The organism is Xenorhabdus budapestensis, assembly GCF_017743015.1.
In the GTDB taxonomy this organism is placed as follows: Bacteria; Pseudomonadota; Gammaproteobacteria; order Enterobacterales; family Enterobacteriaceae; genus Xenorhabdus; species Xenorhabdus budapestensis.
This window is the reverse complement of record NZ_CP072455.1, coordinates 2,674,639-2,694,098: the sequence shown is the minus strand read 5'-3', so window position 1 is coordinate 2,694,098 and position 19,460 is coordinate 2,674,639. Positions and strand designations below refer to the sequence as shown.

The 19,460-nt window shown below is 42.5% G+C and carries 7 protein-coding genes; all 7 read left to right on the top strand.

All coding sequences use genetic code 11. The annotated features are described in order from the left end of the window. The first annotated feature begins 678 nt into the window (after positions 1 to 678). The 7 genes from HGO23_RS11600 to HGO23_RS11570 all read left to right on the top strand — a co-directional run bounded on the left by HGO23_RS11600 (position 679) and on the right by HGO23_RS11570 (position 19,456). Positions 679 to 5,808: an SDR family NAD(P)-dependent oxidoreductase gene (locus tag HGO23_RS11600; protein WP_209026715.1), complete on the top strand. Its 5,130-nt coding sequence runs from the start codon at positions 679 to 681 to the stop codon at positions 5,806 to 5,808. 68 nt (positions 5,809 to 5,876) lie between these two features. Next, positions 5,877 to 6,140 (top strand): hypothetical protein, encoded by a 264-nt coding sequence (locus HGO23_RS11595; RefSeq protein WP_169923043.1) that lies wholly within the window; start codon positions 5,877 to 5,879, stop codon positions 6,138 to 6,140. A gap of 1 nt (position 6,141) precedes the next feature. Beyond that, entirely contained in the window at positions 6,142 to 6,396 is a 255-nt protein-coding gene (locus HGO23_RS11590) for an acyl carrier protein (RefSeq protein ID WP_209026714.1), read from the top strand. After that, positions 6,393 to 7,460: a cupin-like domain-containing protein gene (locus HGO23_RS11585; RefSeq protein ID WP_099135670.1), complete on the top strand. Its 1,068-nt coding sequence runs from the start codon at positions 6,393 to 6,395 to the stop codon at positions 7,458 to 7,460. The genes HGO23_RS11590 and HGO23_RS11585 overlap by 4 nt, the downstream gene beginning before the upstream one ends. 129 nt (positions 7,461 to 7,589) lie before the next feature. Further along, the gene (locus HGO23_RS11580) at positions 7,590 to 8,006 is read left to right on the top strand and encodes a DUF1801 domain-containing protein (RefSeq protein WP_099135669.1); all 417 of its coding nucleotides are present in this window, start codon (positions 7,590 to 7,592) and stop codon (positions 8,004 to 8,006) included. Between the two features lie 21 nt (positions 8,007 to 8,027). After that, entirely contained in the window at positions 8,028 to 8,903 is an 876-nt protein-coding gene (locus HGO23_RS11575) for an ACP S-malonyltransferase (RefSeq protein WP_099135668.1), read from the top strand. A gap of 194 nt (positions 8,904 to 9,097) precedes the next feature. Next, on the top strand, positions 9,098 to 19,456 hold the full coding sequence (locus HGO23_RS11570; protein WP_209026713.1) for an SDR family NAD(P)-dependent oxidoreductase: 10,359 nt from the start codon (positions 9,098 to 9,100) through the stop codon (positions 19,454 to 19,456). Positions 19,457 to 19,460: the final 4 nt, after the last annotated feature.

Genomic DNA, 19,460 nt, shown 5'->3' with positions numbered 1-19,460 from the left:
CTGTATTAGTCATAATGCTAAAAAATCGCCGAAATAATTATACTTAACCCAATATAAAAAATATTATATCGACTGTTTATTTGACTTTATCCTTCAATTCGTATCAACGTAAAGTAGCATTTATGCCGATATCTTCCACATTCGAATAGATAAAAGATTGGACATTTATTGATAAATAGGTTGTATTTACCATTAAACAGGTTAAAAGTGAAACTTAATGTAAAAAAGTTTATTAATATAATGTGTTATTGAACTTATTATATCAATAAGAAGAGAAGGACGGGCAATAATGGCGGGAAAAAATACCAATTTCTAAGAATACATTATTAGTTAAATGACTGTGTTGTGCCAGAGTTTTGACAAAAGCATCAAAAAGATAGGAATTGGTAATTTATCTCAGCACTGAATTTGAGAAATGTTTAGGCAACCAAAAATCTCCAAAAGGTGTTTATGACTAAAATAGATCTGCTTAAAGTATCTTTAAAAACTGAAAGAATATTATTTTATTAATTCACAAGTCAAAAATAATCATTTTCATAGTCCATTTTAGAAATGAATAAATAATTTCTTAATATGCTCACTTTTGAGCTTTTTTCTTTGAAATAGAGCTTATAGTTTTCTATAGGTAACTGGGGTTTTCATATGGTTAAAGAGAAGGAACAGAAGAGGGATACGTGCATGCATGACAGAAAAAAAATTGCGATTGTGGGGATATCTTGCCGTTTCCCTGGATGTTACAACCAAGAGTCATTTTGGAAATTATATCAAGAAAAAAAATCTGCTGTTGTTGAAATTCCTGAATCCAGATGGCCGGTTAGTGAATATTATTCGCCACATTTTGAAAAAAATAAATCTTTAAGTCGTTGGGCTGGTTTAGTAGAAAATTTTGACCGTTTTGACGCCCCTTATTTTAATATCACGCCTCGTGAAGCCGAATTGATGGATCCGCAGCAGCGCATCTCTTTGGAATTAGCGGTTGAATGTTTAGAGGACGCGGGATATGGCGTTTCTGATGTGAAATCTGCTGATATTGGTGTTTTTCTTGGTGTATGTAATTTTGATTATAAGGAACGTTTGGAAAAATCAGTAACTAATATTCAAGGGCATCTTTCAACCGGAACTTATACTACGCTAATTCCCAATAGAATTTCCTTCTATTTGGATCTAAAAGGCCCCAGTGTCCCTGTTGATACCGCATGTTCGAGCTCTTTGGTGGCACTTTCTTACGCAGTGCAATCTATTCAGTCTGGTGATTGTGAAGCTGCTTTTGTAGGAGGAGTGAGTTACCTGTTCAGTCACACGTATTTTGTTGCTTTTTCCCAAGCCGGGATGTTGTCTCGAACCGGGAGTTGTAAAACGTTTGATAAACAAGCGGATGGTTATGTTCGCGGAGAAGGGGCAGGAATGCTCCTGATAAAACCGCTTGAAAAGGCGTTAGCAGATAATGATCGGATCTATGGCATCATTGATGCTGTGGCCGTAAATCATGGTGGTAGTGTTGCCACGATCACTTCCCCCAGTGCTTATGCTCAGGCGAATGTAATAAGAAAAGCGCTTCAGAAAGCCAATATTTCAGCAAATTCAATTTCCTATGTTGAATCTCATGGTACGGGAACGCCAAAAGGGGATCCGATTGAGGTTAATGGATTGAAACGTGCATTCCGTGCCCATGCCAAAGAATGTGGAGAAACATTAGGAACGGCTTATTGTGTGTTATCAGGCTCCAAGGCGAATGTTGGACACCTTGAATCAGCTTCGGGTATGGTTGGTTTGATTAAAGGGCTACTTTCTATTCAAAAGAAACGCCTGTTACCTATGCTTCATTTTAATGAATTAAACCCCAAAATAGCTTTGGAGGAAAGTCCTTTCCGTATCCTCACTAAAGAGTGTGACTGGCAGCCATCAAACGGAGGAATACGACGCTTCGGTGTTAGTAGTTTTGGGTTTGGTGGTGTCAATGCTCATGCGATTATTTCTGAGTATCAAGATAAGAAGATCTTTAGGCCAGAATCTACCCACCATTTGTTTGCATTTTCAGCATTCTCAGATAAGGCATTAAGAGCATATGCCCTGTTGATTTCGACGTTTCTTCAGAACACGCCTACAGCCTCAGTGAGTGATTGTGCCTACACCTTGGCCAAAAGAACAAACCTTCCATACCGTGTCGCTTTTATATATCACACTCGGCAAGAGCTATTGGGAAAAATTATCTCTTTTGCCAATGGATTAGCTGCTGAAACATTCCCTGCCAGCGGATATCCAGAATATGAAAAAGTGGCTGCCTGGTTGAATGGAGAACGGGATAGCTTAAAAGATTTATTTTCAGCAGCTAATGACCGTATTACTTATGTTCCGCCTTATCCTTTTCAGCATAATACTTATTTTCCTGATGAGCTTGAAACGAAAAAAAAGGAAATAATCGAAAATGAAAAGCAGAATAATGACACTACTTTATACCAAGTTGAACCGCTATTTTCTTCAATTACATCATTTTATGATGAGCTAAGTCATGAGAAAAACAGGCCGCCAATTATTTTTTCTATGTTGGATGAAGATCAATCTTCAGCATTGAGAAAGCATGTTTCATCTGAGCGATATTTTGAACTTCCCTGCTTGCCAAATGATGCCTCAGGTAGCGACTGGATTAGCTGGTATTTACATTTTCTGGGGCAACTCATCAGAGCCATCGAATTAACAAGGCCCGGTTCGTGGATATTATTGTCTGACCGAAAAAACATCTGGGCAAATACACTCTATGCACATGCACTATCGCTTGAAAAAGAATTCGGTCTCCCTTGTGGTTGGTATCAATTCCATAATGTCACTGTTTCACAACATATAGAGCAATGTCTTAAGCTATTTCAAATACCGGTATCTGGCTCTTTCTGTCGGCGTTTGAATGATGGAAAAGGATCAAATGCTCTCCTGTTAGAAGCCTTACACTATCACGTCAGTGTATTTCCAGCTGAATCAGCACAACAACGTGAAGCGCTGTTTGGTTTTAAATCTCTATTGGGCTTTAAACCGATAGTATTAATCAGTGGAGGAGCTGGCGGTCTTGGGCAAATATTTGCCAAATATTTAGCAAATACGTTTGATGCAAATGTTGTGATTACTGGTCGTCGAAAGTGTGATGAATTGCCCGTGAATTATAGAGCATCAGAAAAAGGAACTATTGAATATATTCAGGCAGATTGTTGCGATCGTCAGGCACTCACCGCTGTCGTTGAACATATTGTCACTCAATATAAAAACATTGATCTCATCATACACAGTGCAGGAAGTATTGATGATCGAAGTATGTTTTTAAAGACGGAACAGCATGTCAGAAACATTGTTGAAAGTAAGATTATTGGATGTGAATTGTTAGATGAACTCACCAGTTCGCTTCCTGTTAAACAATTTATTGTGTTCTCCTCAATAACTGCTCTGTTCGGAAACCCCGGGCAAACGGATTATGCAGCAGCTAATCATTACCTCGTCGAGTTTGCTCATAATCGTAATAAGAAACAATCAGAAGGGTTGCGAGCCGGACGAACAACGGTGATCTACTGGCCTTACTGGTTGGATGGCGGCATGAGAATTAATAAATCAGCGGTATCCATGTTACAGGAAACAACGGGTACTGACCCTCTGTTAACCGATGATGGCATCAGGATTTTTAATCATGCACTTATTCATCAACCGGCAGAACTCTGTGTTGTGGCTGGTGTGGGTGAGAAAATCGATGAGGCGCTTAATCACCGGCTTGCACGTCAATCGATATTGAAAGACAGGCAAGGGCTGATTTCCACCATTTTGTCGGTTATTACGGATATGACGGGATTACAGCCAGAGAATATTGGTTTAAAAACGCGTTTCTCCGATATGGGAATAGATTCTATCGCGATGCAGGGGATCTCGCGGGAGCTCAGTCAGGTAACGGGATTAATGATAAATAGTGTGGTTTTGGCAAAAAAACCTAGCATACATGCTTTGGTAGAGTACCTGAGTCAATATTCTGACAAACCATGTAATGAAGACCTTCATCTACAGAGTAAGCCTGAACTTCATACATCTCCACAAATCGACATTAATGAAGAGGATGTTGGTGTTATTGGAATTGATTTACGTATGTGTGGTTCTGAACACTGGCGCGATGCCTGGCCATTGTTTAGCAAGAAAGTACTGGCTCCTGAAATTTACCCAGAGTCTCGCTGGCAGATATTGCCGGATGAATTAACTAAAGACATCGAAAGAGAAAAAATACAGGGATATTTCATAAAGGACTGTCTGGCTTTCGACCATAAGTTTTTTGGTCTGTCTCGCCGGGAAGCCATGCTGATGGATCCACAGCATAGAACACTGATAGAAAGTGTCTGGTCTGCAATAACTGATGCGGGCTATTCACCTGAGCAATTTAATCAACGAAGTACTGCGGTTTTTGTTTGTATTGATGCTAATGATTACGCATTAATTGCTGAATTTGATTCATCAATAGATGAGTTCTCAATTGGTTCATCAACACCTTATTTATCCGCCAATCGGCTATCCCATTTGTTTGATTTTAAGGGGCCAAGCGAAACGATTAATGTTGCTTGCGCGAGTGTTTATTCCGCGGTTGAAAAAGCTGAAGCATTAATCAACTCAGGTGTTGTGGAACAAGCTGTTATTGCCGCTGCACAAATCAATTTATTGCCTTCTCGTTTTAACGCATTGCAAAAAAGAAACCTGCTGAGTACGGATGGTATGGTGAAACCCTTTGATAAAGATGCACACGGATTTGTTCGCAGCGAAGGTGTTGGTTGTATTCTGTTAAAGGATCTGAAATTAGCGGTTGCAGATGGCGATGAGGTATTAGTCAAAGTAAAAAGTGCGGCAACTTGGCACGGAGGGCAGGGGGATTCCTTTACTGCACCAAATGCTTCTACTCATGTAAACGTTATGGAAAGAGCGTTTCGAAAAGCACAGGCGGATGTTGAAAAACTACAATATGTTGAAGCTCATGGTATTGCATCTAATGTTGGGGATCTCAGTGAAGCAGATGCCATTGCAGCGTTTTTATCACAGTCAGAGCACGCATCCTGTGTGGTCAGTTCAATGAAATCGAATGTAGGTCATTTTGAGGTATGTTCCGGTATTGCAGGATTTGTGCGAACAATACTGGCGATTAAACATCAACAGATACCGGGCATTTCTGAATTACATGCGCTTAATGAAAATATTGATAGCAAGCGGTTACATATCAAAAATACCAGCCAGCCATTTAATGAATCCAGAGGATTAGTTGGTTTACTCTCATATGGATTAGGTGGGGTTTCTGCATTTGTACTTTTAGAACCTTTTATTGATCAATCTGAAAATCTATTTATTGAAGATAAAGAACATTGGTTCTGCTTGTCCGCAAATAATATTGAGTCATTAAAACGGTATGTGATTTCAGTGATAGAACAAATCCACCAGTATCGCCATATCACACGGTTATCCCGATTAATATCGACATTACGGTTTTATCGTAAACATTTAGATGTTCGATTAGTGGTAAAAGTCGGCAGTTATGAGGAACTGCTTGATAAATTGGCGGCATTTTTGGCAGGACACATCGTAGATGGATTACATACATCTGTGAACTGTCAGGATAATGATGTAATGCTGGCAGCATTGCCAGAGGCATTGCGTATGTGGTTAGAGAAAAAAGGAGATAATGAAAGGGTGAAACTTACCGCGAATAAACGGAGTTTTTGGCCGAAATACCCATTTGATCGCTCGTCACGGCTTTATATTGATATTGTACCAAAGAGAAAAAATGTGGGGCTAAATGAGAAATAAAAGACTTCAGAATTGCATATTAATAGTGAGAAATAACGATGCGAGAATAACTATGGAGAACATAAGTTATGGAAGGTAAGGTTGAAGATTCAGTAATCAATGCACTAAAAGAGATGATGGCAAGAGCTGTGATGCTAGGCTTGTCGTGTTCTGAAAATAAAATGCAGGGTAGCATCTTGGATGAGCAGAATGTCGATATAGTGTCAAAATTAATGTCGCTATATGAATCAACAAATCACTTTCTGACAGTCGCGGGAATAGAAAAAGCAGCCGATGAAATACTCCCGCTGTATAAAGAGATCATATCTCAACTTCCGGAAGGGAGACTTTGATATGGAGAAGCTCGAAGAAATTAAAGATTTTCTTAGCCGGGAAATTATGATTGCTATGTATATGACCCCGGATGAATTAGATCAAGATACTTTATTTTCAAGTTATGGTTTGGAATCTGTCACTTTGGTAAAAATAGTGGTGAACATAAATAAACGATTTCTTATTAATCTCTCTGTACAGGATATCTTACCGTATCAGAGCGTTAATAAGGCGGCTAATTTTATTCACTCCATACTTGAGGGGAAAATATCATGACAACATCATATTCAAATTATGATTACGTGGATCTACCTGAAAAAGAACGTTTGGAATATGAGCGTATCTTTTTTCTAAGGAACTTTTTTTCAAAACCGGATCTGTTTCAGAACGAGTTAAAACAAGCTGAACAAAGTATGGCGTTTGCATTACCGGCTTTAGAATTCGGGTATTCAGAAATAGAAACTTATGAGGTTGGGGAACTTACCTGGCAGAAATTGGCTCAGATCTATGCTGAAGATATTCGTCCTATTGTCATTAAAGGATTTGCTTCATCTTTCCCCTGTGGGAAGCTATGGACGCCAGAGTATTTCAGGGATAACTTTGGCGATTTTCAACTGTGGTATTCGACAACAGAAAAGCTGTTTGAAGAAGATGGAACATCACTACGTAATTATATCAATGCAGTATTAAATGGTGATGTCAGCCGGGCATATCTTGAGAACTTAAGTGATATTTTTAATGAATATCCTATTTTGCATCAACAAATTGGTATTGACCGCATTGATAATTTTTTAGGTGATTTTGCCTCATATCATAAGATTGCCCAACTTTTCATCGGTGGCCCTGGCACAGGTGCGGTTTATCATTGTGCTAATGAACTTAACTGTTTCTTGAATATTTATGGCCGTAAAGAGTGGATATTTGTTCATCCTAAATATTCCGCAGCTATGTATAGCTCCATGTTTAATAAAGGGATTTTTGTTGGTTCATTTGTTAAACACAATGCGCCGGTAAGATATTTAGAAGAACATCAGCCACTTTATAACCGTATCCCTAAACTGCGAATTACTTTGGAGCCGGGCGATATGTTAATTAATCCTCCCTGGTGGTGGCATGCAATTAATAATCAACCGCCAGTATCCATTGCTATTGCTTCCCGTTGGAAGATTGAAATGCCTTATCAGCATCAGAATCCGCTCTATGAATTTGTTCAATCCCAAAGAGTAGAAAGACTTACTCTGGAAGGGAAGAAAATGTCTGAAAACGATGTTGTTGTACCTGACAGTGAATTACGTAAGAAATATGTCTCTTATAAAGAGATGGGATGGGTGGGGAATTGATTGCTAAAAGTGGCATGTCTTTTGGATAAAATCCAGAAACCGTAATATTATAAGGTTTGTTTTTAAATCCAAAGACCGTGTTGTGTGAGATAGCCACAACGCACAAATTAACGATAAGGTAGCAATCTTATGAAAGAATTTCAAAATAACGAAGTTTACTCGGTATTTAATAATTATCCTGAACGATATCAAAAAATATTATTGACGATAAGAGAATTAATATTTGACGTCGCATCAAAAACGGCAGGAGTTGGTTTAATTACTGAGACTTTGAAATGGGGGCAACCCAGCTACCTTACTCTTGAAACGGGATCGGGAACCACAATCCGGTTAGATCGTTTCGGTCATTCGCATGTGGCTATCTTTTTTCACTGCCAAACCACCTTGGTCGATACGTTCAGAACACTTTTTCCCGAACTGATTTATTCAAAAAATCGGGCAATAGTCTTAGATCCAGAAGACGATTTACCAACAAATGAGTTGAGTATATGTATTGAAATGTCACTCACTTATAAGTTGAGGAAAAAAAATAAACACTTCATTTAGAAAACAGGATGGATGTGAACAATGAAAACATGTACTGTCGCAATGTTTCCTGGACAGGGGGCCCAGTTTCAAGGTATGGGACGCAACCTGTTTGATAAATATGAATATCATATGAGGCTCACACAACAGGTATTGGGGTATTCACTTGTTCAGGTGTGTGAAGGTGAAACCCGCGTTCTTAACAGAACTGAATTCACGCAGCCCGCTCTGTTTGTCATTAACATTCTTTATTATTTAGAAAGCTTAGAAAAACACGGTACAAACATTGAAATCTTTGTGGGCCATAGTTTAGGTGAATATTGTGCTTTGTTTGCAGCAGGTGCTTTCAGTTTCGAGACTGCTTTAGCTATTGTTCAGGAACGAGGCCGATGTATGGCGCTTTGCTCTGAGGGTGCTATGGCTGCTGTCATTGGTCTTAAATTGGAACAGGTAGAATCTTTATTGGCGGATTCTAAATTGCGTGATTTAACGATAGCCAATTTTAATTCACCCACACAATTTATTATTTCAGGTGATAAATCTGAATTGTCTCAATTTAAAGAAAAGGTGTTAAATGCGAAAGGTATTTATCACCCTTTGCAGGTTAATGGCGCATTCCACTCAAAAAGAATGGCGAATATTGCAGAAGAATTTAAAGGTTTTCTTGAGCGTATTGATATTTTTCCACTGAAAGCCTCTGTATTATCTAATGTGACTGCTGACTTTTATCCATTAAATAATCGGGAGCAATTAATAGATTTATTAGTTAAACAATTATCGTACCCTGTCCGTTGGCAACAATGTATAGAGAAATTACATGCAGATAAACATATTATTGGTTTTGAATATGGGCCAAAGCCGGTGGTAGGCCCATTAGCTAAAAAAATATTAGGTGAGCGTATTACGCTGATGGAATAATGATTTTATTTTTTAAAATAAACAAAAATTAATTCTATTCATGATAACGAATTAATAAATTATCACTGTGATCGTTATTTTAAAATAACCTGTTTGCATAGGGGAACTATTTACTCTATGCGAAGGGTTGGTTTCACTCATTTAAAATAAATGATTGTTTATTGTTTGCCAAAATAAAAAGAGGAGAGCTATTGATGGAATATTCTATCATCGGCGTAGCTGCACATTTCGGTGGAGGTTTGTCATTATCTCATTATTGGCAGACATTAGTTGACGGCGGATCTCTGATTGGTGTGATAGGAGAAGAGCGCTATCAACTTAATAACCGCCAAACACCGGTTAAATGGGGGCTTAGGGAAAAGATACGCGGTATGTTTCTTGAAGATATTGATAACTTCGATAGACATATCTTTCCTCTCTCGGGCTCTGCAATTATGTTTGCCGACCCAAGGCAGAGATTGTTTCTACAAACTTGCTGGCAGCTCCTTGAAGATGCAGGGTTAGCGGCATCAACGCTATCTGGCAAGAAGGTGGGCGTATTTGTTGCCCAGGATGGCTGGTATTTAAACTCTTATGTAGACAGGATCCCTGATGAACATAAGGGAAGCCAGGAGTTTATTGTTCCGGGGAACGATCCTTGTTTTCTGGCAAATCGTATTTCTTTCTTTTTCAACTTCAATGGGCCCTCCATCGTTGTTGATACAACATGTTCAAGTGCTTTTGTTGCTTTGGATATGGCATGTCAGGCACTTGAAGCGGGTGATTGTGACTACGCTATTGTGGGAGGTGTTTCGCTGTTTTTGAATCCCTGGAAAGCGGGAGAAACCACTGCGACGCCATTTGAAACGGGCGGAGAGAATATCCACAGTTTTTCTGAAAAGGCTTCAGGGTACAGAACGTCAGAAGGGTGCGCTGCTTTACTTTTGCAAAGAAACAGCGACGTCTTAAACCAGCGCCACCATGTTTATGGTGTGGTACAGGCTACCGGTCATAATTCGGGCGGTAAAACCAATTCATTTGCTCAACCCAATAAAGAGCAACAAATCAGTCTGTTTCAGACCGTATTAAAACGGGCGAACCTTTTATCTGAGCAAATTCAATATGTGGAAGCACACGGTGTTGCTTCTCAAATGGGAGATGCGATTGAGGCTAATGCTTTGGTGGATGTTTTTGCCCGCTCACAGGATGCTTCACCCTGTTATGTGAGTACGGTCAAACCCAATATTGGTCATAACCACGCCAGCTCAGGGTTTTACGCCATCATCAAGGGGCTTTTGGCATTCAAATATAACCAGATCCCCCTGATTCGCGGACTGGATAAAGCAGAATTGAATGCCGACATTCCATCAGATAGCAAGGGAATTCAGTTCCTGACAGAGACGGTAGACTGGTCACCATCTCAGGAGGGTACACGCCGGCATATATTTTTCAGCAGTTATGGGTTCAGTAATGTGAACGCGGCCATAGTTTTGCGTGAACCTGATAACAAATCTGCCGCCAGCATAAGCCCTTTTGCGGAAACAGCAACAGAAACGCCTGTATTGGTTTGTTTGTCTGCAAAAAGCGATGAACAGCTTTACCAACAGGCAGTAAACCTGCGTAAAACGGTCAATGAACCGGATTTTACAAAGAATTTCAATCTATACGAACTGGCCTGGACGCTCAGTACCGGGAGAGAAGCATTTACGCATCGTTGGGCAACGATAGTTTCATCAATTGAACAACTACGGCGTGTATTAGAAGCGTTTGTTGAATACCCGGAAAAACAACACGCAGCAATATATCTGGGAACACAATATCTGGGAACACAAGCGCAAAACGCACGCGGAGAGGCTTTAACGGCTCAACACATTGAACTTGAAGCGGTGGCGAACAATGGTTTTCCGATAGCTTCATTAGAAACCGTCGCAAAATGTTGGGTTGCAGGAGTTGATATTGACTGGATGCAATATTGGGGCAGTGCTGAATATCGATGTATTCCTTTACCTACCTATCCGTTTGCTAAGGAGCGTTATTGGCTCCCTAAAGGTGAAGCCAGCAAGTTATTGTCTAAGGAAATATCGTCTCAGGAAGATGCCAGTCAATTTATCCATCCGTTTGTCCATCAAAATACCTCTGATTTTGCGGAACAACGTTTTAGCACCACATTTTCTGGTGAGGAATTCTGCCTGAAAGGGCATGTGATCCATGGGATTCGCGTGTTGCCGGGGGTCGGACATTTAGAACTGGCCCGTGTTGCTGCACATCACTCATTCGGCTCAAAACCGAATTCCCTGTTAGAAGAGAGCGAAAAAACAGGGCTGACACTGAAAAATGTCGTCTGGGCCCAGATTATCGGCGTTATTGATAAGCCTCAGCGGGTGCATATTCGTTTTATCAATCATGGAAATGATGAAGCAGAGTACCAACTGTACAGCCGCGTAGAAGAGGAGACTATTCATAACTCCGGCGTTGCTGTACGAAGAGTACTCACACCGCCACCGGTTTATGATATTGACAATCTGAAATCTAGATATCTGCAAAACGCATACTCTCCTAAGCAATACTATGAAATGTACTATGCCCTGGGCTTATATATGGCACCAGACTATCAGGGCATTGAAGAGTTATATGTGGGGATGGATCATGTATTGGCAAAACTGTCATTGCCTGAATCTCTGGAGCCGACCAGAGAACAGTTTGTTTTGCATCCTTGCTTAATGGATGGCGCTCTTCTTTCATCCGTCGGGCTATTAATGCGTTTTGGTGATCTCAATAGACCTATTCCACCTAAATGTTTAATCCCTTTTGCGCTTGATGAAATTGAGTTTCATGACGAAAAATCCCAATTACACTGGGCCTGGATTAGTTATAGTGCTGACAGCAGTGCCTCAGATCCTTTCCCAAAAGTTGATGTAGATTGTTGTGATATTAACGGAAAGGTGTGCATCCGGTTTAAAGGTTTCAGTTGTCGGGGGTTCGGTGCGCAATCTGCACTACCCGCAGAGGTTGAACCTTGTTTATTACAACCTCTGTGGAAAAACCAGGCGTTGTCTTCTGATGCTGCGTTACGAACTTTCGCAAAACGTATCGTATTCTTATGTGAACTGGATAATCTTCAATCTGAACGGTTCACGTCTGATACTGACGCATGTGAGTATATTGTCTTGCCAAAGCTTCGTAATGATGAAGATTTGTCAAAGAGGCAACATAATGTCATAACGCTTTGCCAAAAAATTAATGGGCTTATTAGCTCTCCTCCCACAGAACCTGTTCTTATTCAGCTTGTATTGCCAGAAGCAGAAGTACTGCCTGAATATGCCATGGTGATAGCGCTATTAAAAACGGCCTATCAGGATAATGCGAATCTGCTTAGTCAGACGATTTATTGTGATGAGACAGAGGGACTGGCTGAGAAACTGTCAGGGGAAACCTCACAGATAAAATATGATGCAGTACTGTGGCAATCCGGGGAGCGTTGGGTCCCTCATTGGTCTGTCTGGTCTCCTGAAAACTGTTCTTCTGAAAGGAATGTCAATGCGTTAACACCTCCCTGGAAAGAAAAGGCCGTTTATCTGATTGTTGATGAAGACGGCAGTATGGGGCGCTTTATTGCCAAGGACATTACAGAACATACCGATTCAGCCATCGCTATTGCTTTGAGTGAAATAGTTTCTAGAGAATCTGAAGAAAATCAATACCAAATTACGATAACGTCAAAGACGACAGTAATTGATGACGGGGTGATCTGTCTTGATGCCGCTACATTAGCGGCACTTATTGGCAGAATTGAGCAAAATTTTGGTGTACTGCGCGGCGTATTTTTCTGTGTAGGTAAACGCTTCGCTACGGATTCGCAGTACGCAGAGAAAGCAACCATAATCTCAGTACTTGAACGTTATCAGGGACTGTCGCTGCTGGAAAAGGCTACTCATGGCTTATTGCTTGATTTCTTTACGATACTGACTTGCAGGGATGGTGTATTAGGCTGTTCTGAACATCCAATGTTCTCTGCCTATTGTGCCGCTGTGAACAACTTTGCACGTCACAGCCAACAGTGTCCTGAATCAGCACAGACTCAAAGGCAAACACTTTCATTGATCCTGCCCCAATATAACGGTGTGAGTGAGGATGAATTTATCCGTCGCATGGCGCTTCAGGCTTTGTATCAGGCACTGCATGAGAAGTTCAGTGGTGAATTGATGTTGATGGAAGGGGGGGCGATAGAACGTTTCAGAGCAGGAATGTTGGGGATTCGCCCTTATTATGAAGCCATATTCCCATCAAATGCAGAAAATAACGTTAATTTACTCGTCGCCCAGTCTGGTCAGTCAACGCAAGGGGACATACAAGCATCATCCGATCTCGAATCTACAGCGGTGGATTTGATCAAGCGGGTTGTGTGCAAGGCAGTAAGTCTCCCCTTGGCAGAAATTGATGAAGAAGCCAGCATGGAGAAGTATGGAATAGATTCCATTTTGTCCATCAAGATGACAGAGGCACTGGAACAGGACTTCGGTGTACTCCCTAAAACCCTGTTTTTTGAATATCTCACCATTCGGGAACTGGCGGTTTATTTTGTTAAACATCATCACCCTGTTTTGCTGGCGCGGATTCAAAATAACCAACAAAACATCCAACCGAAATCAATAACATCTGACTCTCGCCTGCCGATGCAACAGGTTGCCGGCAGAACAGAACCGCTTTCTGTTTCTCAAACAAACGCTGTCTCTCAGGCAAACAAAGTAGCCAATAGCACAACAGAGTCAGGTGACATCGCTATTGTTGGTTTAGCCGGACGTTTCCCCAAGGCAAGAAATATGCATGAGTTTTGGCAGCTCCTGAAAGAAGGTCAGGATTGCATTACTGAGATCCCTTTTGAGCGTTGGGATCATTCACGCCATTTCGACATGGATAAAACCAAACGAGGCAAAACCTATGGCAAATGGGGCGGTTTTATTGATGGTGTTGATGAATTTGATCCGCTGTTTTTTAACCTGTCACCGCGCGATGCGCGCGTGATGAGTCCGCAGGAGCGGTTATTTTTACAATGCGCCTACGAAACAGTTGAGGATGCGGGATATAGCCACAGAACATTAGGCTCCCGTGACTGGACACGGCTACCGAAAAAGATGGGCGTATATGTAGGTGTCATGTATGGAGAATATGAGTTTTATAGCATAGAGGAATTGACAAAAGGGAATGTGCTTGAGCAGTCCATCGTGACCGGAAGTTTTGGCTCAATAGCAAACCGGGTATCGCATTTTTTTAATATAAATGGCCCCAGTCTTGCGGTTGATACCATGTGTTCTTCTTCACTAACTTCAATTTACCTTGCCTGCCAGGCACTCAGACAGGGTGATATTGAGATGGCTCTGGCGGGTGGAGTCAATGTTTCTATTCATCCTAATAAATATTTAATCCTGGGGCAGTCTAAGTTTTTGTCTGATGAGGGGCGATGCCAGAGCTTTGGCGAGGGAGGAACCGGGTATGTTCCGGCAGAAGGGGTCGGTGCCGTTTTACTGAAACCTTTGGCGAAAGCGATTGAGGATGGTGACTATATTTATGGCGTTATCAAGGGGATCGCTGTCAATCACGGAGGCAAAACCAACGGCTACACCGTACCTAATCCTATCGCGCAAGCTGAAGTTATTTCTCAGGCAATCCAGTCTTCCGGGGTTCATCCGCGTGCCATTAGCTATATTGAAGCGCATGGAACAGGAACTTCGCTTGGTGATCCTATTGAAATAGCAGGTCTCAACCGGGCATTCCAGCAATTTTTGCAAGAGAACGATATACAAGAGAACGACACACAAGAGAACGCATTCTGCGCAATAGGATCGGTAAAATCCAATATTGGTCATTGCGAAAGTGCGGCGGGTATTGCGGGGGTTGCCAAAGTACTCATGCAAATTAAGCACCGACAGTTAGTGCCTTCTTTGCACAGTAGTACATTAAACCCCAATATCGATTTTGACGTCTTACCGTTTTATGTACAGCGTGAACTTGCGGACTGGAAAAGGCCGCTGTTGGGTGAGATAGCTCACAGCAAACGGGGACAGCAAGTTAATCAAGCGGAGCATCCCAGAACGGCAGGTATTTCATCATTCGGTGCCGGAGGAACAAATGCTCACTTGGTTGTACAAGAATACATTCAGAACAACGGCTTAAATCCCGTCAATAAGGCCTACTGGCCAAAATGGGTTGTTATACCGCTATCTGCAAAAACGCATGAACAGCATCGTGAATTGGCGCAAACCCTGTCACAGTATCTCAGAGAGCAGGCAAAATGGTGCTCAGAGACGTCCAAAGCGGAGTACCTGCATCGTATTGCTTATACCTTGCAGACAGGACGGGAAGAGATGGAGGAGAGGATCACCTTTATTGTGGATTCTCTTTCCGCTCTGATTGATAGCTTAAAGGCATTTTCCCTCTCTTGTTTACCATCAACGCATTGCTGGATGGGACGAGTAGAAAAATCTAACTACATAAAACAGTTAATTATTCCTGTTTATGCCGGGAAAGACAGGCATGAAGAGGAGTATGAGCAGCTAGCACAGATAGCCAGCGCTTGGACTCAGGGGCATAACATTGATTGGTCAGCGTATTACCAATCCTTTCCTATACGGCCAAGCCGCTTAAGTTTACCGACTTATCCTTTTGCCCGGGAAAAATACTGGATACTTGAGTCGGAAGTTCAGGCAGAGACTTTTGCTGAATCAATTTTTCCTGAGTCAACGGAAGATACTACTTCGACGCTGTTCTATACATCGGGTTGGGAACGATGTGATATCCGTCAGAGAATGGCGTGCGCAATCAAACCTGAGAGCACTGACTTATTTGTTATCGGGGATGTGGATGAAACTTCACTGACTGAATTGGCTTCGATATCTGGTGCGGCGCACATACATTACCTCTATACCGAGAATGATCTTCATACAGAGAATCCATGTCCTGCCTCGTTGTCCGGTCTCGTTCTGCGATTAGTTGATTATTGTCAGCAGCGAATTCGTTCTGGCCAGGCATTGCCCGCCTTAATCGCGGTTTTTGCGCCGTGGAAAGAGAGCGGATTGCCTTATCGCGCTTTGTTGGGCGCACTCAGAACCATCAGCATGGAGTTTCCTGCGGTACAGACAAAACTTATTCTGGATGCCGCACTGGACAATGCAGACGGTGAAACTTTCTGCCGACATGCTGAAAAAGAACTCCTTTCTTCAAATCAAGATATCGCTGTGCTCTACCAGAAAGAGGGGCATCGCTTTGTATGGCGTCAAAAAGCGGTAGAACCGACTGCTTTAACGAATATTCCTTCTTTGTTTAATCATGAATGGCTTAATCATGAATGCCGGGTGGTTTGGATTATCGGTGGTCTGGGAGGATTGGGATACCAGATTGCGCAATATATCGGAACAAAAACGGGGGCACATCTTGTGCTGTCGGGGCGTTCTGCCATTGATGCCGATAAAGAAGCTCAACTGAATGCACTAAGAAGACGCGGAATAAAAGCCGAATATGTGCCGTGCGATGTCAATGACCGCGAAACGCTGGAAAAAACCATCACGCTTATTCGGCAGCGCTTTGGCTCTCTGTACGGTGTTATCCATTGTGCCGGTGTCATCCATGATGCTCTGATTATCAATAAAACCGAGGAGGATATTGACCGTGTGATCGCCACGAAGGCTTTGGCGGCCTGTCTGATGGATGAAGTTACCCAACACGAGCCGCTGGCATTTTTTATCATGTTCTCTTCACTTGCCTCTCTGGGGAATATCGGCCAGATAGACTACGCGGCGGCAAACGCCTTTCTGGATAATTTTGCTGAGTATCGTGAGGATTTAGTTCGGCAGAAAAAAAGGAACGGAAAAAGTCTGTCAATTAACTGGCCTCTTTGGCAGGAAGGCGGCATGAACGTAACGCCGAGGGTGGAAAAATACCTGTTTGATACCTTTGGTATTGTGCCCTTGGATACAAAAACCGCGCTGGAAACACTGGAAATGGCGCTTCGTTCACCTTTCTCACAGTTTGGTGTGATGAAGGGCGATGGTCAAAAGATTGGGAATTACCTGAGATTTTCTGACGATCCTTCTCCTGTCAAACCGCTGCCAGAATTAAATAATGAAGATCTATCGCACGAGCAAAATATTGATAAAACGGTGCTGGAGGGGTTATCTGCACTGTTGTCGATAAAAGGTACAGATATCGATAGGGATCGCCAGTTTGGTGATTATGGGATGGATTCTGTGAGCCTGAGTGAGTTAGGTAATTATCTTAATCAGCATTTTGACTTGAACTATACCGGCGCAACGTTTTTAGCGTTAGATACTGCTAACAAAGTCATTGATCAAATCAAACAGTGTGTGGATGCACCCGGTTCCTCAGAGACAGCCAATGGGGTTTTAACGGCTTCATCAGCTAAAGAGGTTGCTGATATTGTTGCCGGAAAATTATCTGAACTATTGGGTATGCGTAGTGATGCAATAGATATCCACCGGCAGTTTGGCGACTATGGCATGGATTCTGTCGGGCTAATTGAGCTGGCCGAGTATATTAATTCCCGCTTTGGGGTAACATTGTCACAGGCGAGCTTGCTAGAATTCAACACACTGAACCGTGTGGCAGAACATCTGATACAGCTTTTGCCAGAGCAGATCCATTTAGCCACTTCAGGCACTCAATCTCCTGACACATCATTTCCTGACAAACCATCACCGGCGATACCTGTCCCTGCCACGATGCCATCTTTTGCCATTGTGGGATATGACTGTGCGTTTCCGGGGGCTAAAAATGCGGAAGCGTACTGGCAGAACATTGTGCAAAAAACCATTTCTATTCAAGGGATCACGCAGGAAGAGTGGCAACGACGTCACATTATCACACCTTCCGACAAGGAAGATGCGATAAAACGTATGCAGTCTTCCGGTTTTTTACAGGATATCGATCAGTTTGATGCTGAATTCTGGGGCATTGATGCCGAAACGGCAAAACAGATGGACCCACAGCAACGCCTGCTCATGCAGTGTATCTGGCGATGTGTTGAACATGCTGGTTATGAGCTGGAATACCTCACACAGCGTAAAGTCGGATTATTTGTTGCCGTTGATTCCACCGATTACAAATCCCTGATTAAGAGCAATTCTCTGATCAACAACATTGGAGAATGTGGCAGATTACAGTCTGGCCTCAGTCTGGGCATGATGGTTAATCAGATCTCCTATTTCTTCAATTTTACCGGGCCGAGTGAAGTGGTCGATAACGCCTGTGCCAGTGTGTTTGTCGCTCTGCAAAAAGCCCGGCAGGCTATTTTACAGGGGGATTGTGACGTCGCCATTGTCACGGGAGTTAAAGTTATCCTTGATTTTATGGAGTTTTATATTCGGGATCAGGGCGGAATTCTCAGCCAGTCCGGCAAAATGGCCCCTTTTGACTACACGGCAGATGGTTATATCCGGGGCGAAGGCGTAGGCGCCGTCATGATTAAGTCTTTGGAACAGGCGCGCCTTGAGCATGATCCTGTCCGGGCAATCATCAGGGGTGTAGGAATTTCTCACAATGGCCGCAGTGCCTTCTCGTCAATGGCACCGAGTGTTGAGAAACAAGAAGAAAATATCAGAAATACCTATCAATCAGCGGGAATCGATCCTTGTTCGGTTGATTATATTGAGGCTCATGGCTCTGCGACTCAATTTAATGATGTCAGCGAAGTTGCGGCTTTTAAAAAGGTTTTCTCAGCAAATCAGGTTGTTTCACATCGTTGTGTCGTCAGTGCAGTGAAAGGCAACATTGGTCATCTGGAAGCCGCTTCTGGTATGGCATCACTGATTAAAGTGATATTGGCCATGAAGCATGGAGTAATCCCGCCTATTGCTTCTTTCTCTAAATTACACCCCTCGATTTTTATTGAAAATACGCCCTTGTTCTTTCCGTGTGAGCCGATCTTGTGGCAACAAACCAACTCAGACAAAACACAGCCAAGGCGAGTCGGGTTGAACTCGATTGGGATCACGGGGGTAAATGCGCATGTCATTTTGGAAGCACCTTATCCGTCAGCGGCATCGGCATCGGTATTCTCCCAAAGGGAAGAGCACTTTTTAATCCCCATCTCTGCGAAATCCGAGAAAACCTTAAAAGCTTATCTGAGTCAGTGGCTGGACTATATACATCAGGAAAAATCAGCCAGCAATGATAACGCGTTTACGTTAAGAAATCTGGCTTACAGTGTTCAGACTGGCCGCTCGGATCTGCCATTCCGCGCGGCGATCATCGTTAATGATTTAGAAAAACTCATCACAACGCTGGAGTGGATTATCACGGAGCAAAACGGGGCACCTACAGAGGGGGTGGTTGCGATGGGAGTGGTTTCTTCAAAAAGTCGCTCCTCCAAAAAACAGGTTGAATTTTCCACTGCATTACCTGCGTTGAAACAGTTGGCGGGCGATTGGCTTGCGGGCGCTTGCATAGACTGGCGGGCTTTTGCTCATGGTCAGGGGGTATACGTTGATATTCCCGGCTACCCGTTTGATGAGCAGAGATATTGGTTTTTTGATGAGCCAGTTTTGAATAAGTCACAGGAGTGACAGC